The following is a 2,599-nucleotide window of genomic DNA, read 5'->3' as shown; positions in this document are numbered from 1 at the left end:
TCGACTAACTTCACACTTGCGCGAGAGTTATGAAAGATTCCTCCGCCTTCATATTGATAAATATGGGACTCTTTTTCCACGATAATCTCTTCTAGAGCTCCAACATGGGTTGCAATAGCAATCTGGTTTGTCATGGTCCCTGAAGGGCAAAAGAGGGCGTCCTCCATTCCAAAAAGTAATGCTGCTTTCTCTTGAAGAGCATTTATGCTTGGGTCTTCTCCAAAGACATCGTCACCAATTGGCGCTGACATCATGGCAGATAACATTTCAGGGGTAGGTTTTGTTACAGTATCACTTCTTAAATCAATCATAAGAAAATACTACTAGATATGAAATTATATAACAATGAAAGTTCTTAGGCCTTGATGAACAAGGCCCTAGATTTAATCGACTTTTATTTTAACTGAAAGAAATCTTGTCTGTAGACCGTGGAAAGATCTAAATCTAAATTTTACATCTAAGTCTTTCTTTTCTGTTCTGATATTACCAAACGAGTCTTGGCAGTAGATATCAACCCAGTAACCAATACTAATTTTAGTTATATAACCAGATTCAACAGGTCTTCTCCAGTGTCCATTAGTAAGATTGAATCCGTAGACAGACTCTTCTGGTGCACACTCAAGTTTTTCAAAAACTAAATTGTTTAGTCCCTTTGTTTTTCCCTTAAAGTTGTAACTAAGCTTTGAAGTAATGTAGTTAGTCTCTGTAGAGAATAAACGTACTTCAAGAGGTGTATCTCTCATTACAAACTTTAAGATTTTAAAGTTTGAACTCCACATATTTCTAACTTTTGCACCTAATTGGTCTAGGATACTGTGGTTAGCAATTCCAACTTGATGACCTAGTTCATGAACTAGGATGCTAATCATTGCAGGAATATCATTATTAATTTTTTCGGCCATATCAAGGTTGATAAATATCTGACTATCTGATGAAAAGCCTGTCATCGCTATTCTTGAAGACTTATCTTCTTCAGATTTAAAGAAGTCTCCAGCGATTGCTTTACTGGCAAATAGCAGTGGTCTCTCTTGACCTATTTTATCTATATAGACTTGGTTAATCTCTCTTAATAAAATATTTTCTTGAGTGTCGATATCACACTCATAAGAGTTTAAACAATTTTGTATTGCTGTTTGAATGCTGTAATAGGCAGACATGAAGTTCTGTTCAACGAGTCCACTGCCGTTTCCAACAATGTCTCCAGAGCCTAGTCTTCCGAGTATAGGAGCTGTTGCTCTTGCGAATTGACGGTTTAGTTGCTCTCTTTGTGTGTCAGAAAGCCTTACCAATTCAACGGATAAAGTTATTTTAGATATAAGTAATAAAATTAAAATCGTAGTGTGCTTCATTTAATTTCCTAGTGTTTTACGACTTCACGTGTGTGTCTGAAAAATTGCATATTCAACTGATAGAGGTCATCGGCCTCAGTCGTTGAGAACTTTTCATTAAAGTCTTTTATAAATTCGAAAATATATTTTTTAGCAGCGTCAACATCTTCTGGTTTAACTTTCATTGTGACTGATGTCACTTGTCTTTCTTTTACTGATTGCTCGTCAATCGCCTCTAGCGCTCTATTGATCATTCCAAAGTGATGCCTTTTAATAGCTGAGCTAGGAACGTCGTTAGTCGTTAATAAGCCTTCCTTTAATACTATAAGTTTTCCGTTTTCGTCACGACCTATTGTTTCCATTTCGGTCATAATATTTAAAGCGTTTCTAATTTGTGATGGAGTTACTTTCTTTCTTAACTTCTTGAAAATCCAATCTTCGTCTTCAATAAAATTGGGAGTAGAAATTAATTGTTTAATTGCAAGGAAATACCATTCACTAATTGCTGAAAATTCTTTTAGCCCTAGTGATATAGACGTTGAGCCTGCATTTAACTCAGCGATTTTTTCTAAGATCTCTTTAGTATCTTTCTTTTTCTTTGTGGCTTTTTCTAGTTGAACAAGAAGAGTGAGGTACTGCTTCTCTTTCATTGTCATTTCTAAATCTTCAGCAAGTGAATTAAGCATATCGAAACTAGGAGATCGTTGCCCCTTAATTACCATTGTTAATGAACTTGGTGACTTATAACCTAGGCGGTGGGCCCATGACTGAAGGTTATTTGATGTGTGCGAGTACAATCCATCAGGCATTCCTACCTTAACGAGATAGTCTCGATAATCATCGAAATCAAATAGTGAAATTCTTGGTTGTTCTACCGTTTCTCTCATAATTCTCTTCTAGTTTAGACAAGAAAAGGCCCTTCTTAAGAAGGACCCTTTACACACACTACTTATATATTATTCGCAATCTTGGATTGAAAGTGTTTTAGTAAATAGTTTTCTACCAAATCTTTCATCTCTATCAGATCCGTTAGATCTTGTTGTTCTGTGAACATCAACTTCGTGTGAAAGTGGAAGAGTATAGTTGTAAGTTTCGTAAGCAACACAAATTCTGTCCCCTTCTCTACCTTGTCTTCTCCACTTAGTACATCTTTCTCTTGTTCCTTCGATAGCTGCTACACCGTAGTACTCAACTTCTCTAGTACAAACTCTATCTCTGTCTCCACCACCACGTGACCATGCAACACATTTGCTGATTGTTTTCTTAGTTCT

Annotated in this window: 4 protein-coding genes; all 4 read right to left on the bottom strand. The window is 36.2% G+C overall.

What is annotated here, in order from left to right:
* On the bottom strand, nucleotides 1–311 hold a 311-nt coding region (locus ABX784_RS16825; protein WP_372656223.1), incomplete at its 3' end, for a low specificity L-threonine aldolase.
* Nucleotides 312–383: 72 nt separating this feature from the next.
* On the bottom strand, nucleotides 384–1,349 hold the full coding sequence (locus ABX784_RS16820; RefSeq protein ID WP_372656222.1) for a hypothetical protein: 966 nt from the start codon (nucleotides 1,347–1,349) through the stop codon (nucleotides 384–386).
* An 8-nt stretch (nucleotides 1,350–1,357) separates the two neighbouring features.
* On the bottom strand, nucleotides 1,358–2,215 hold the full coding sequence (locus ABX784_RS16815; RefSeq protein ID WP_372656221.1) for a DUF4423 domain-containing protein: 858 nt from the start codon (nucleotides 2,213–2,215) through the stop codon (nucleotides 1,358–1,360).
* A gap of 69 nt (nucleotides 2,216–2,284) precedes the next feature.
* A partial coding sequence (locus tag ABX784_RS16810; RefSeq protein ID WP_372656220.1) for a hypothetical protein occupies nucleotides 2,285–2,599 on the bottom strand: 315 nt, incomplete at its 5' end.

This window comes from Halobacteriovorax sp. (assembly GCF_041587335.1).
GTDB lineage: Bacteria > Bdellovibrionota > Bacteriovoracia > Bacteriovoracales > Bacteriovoracaceae > Halobacteriovorax.
This window is presented reverse-complemented; position numbering and strand designations above follow the sequence as displayed.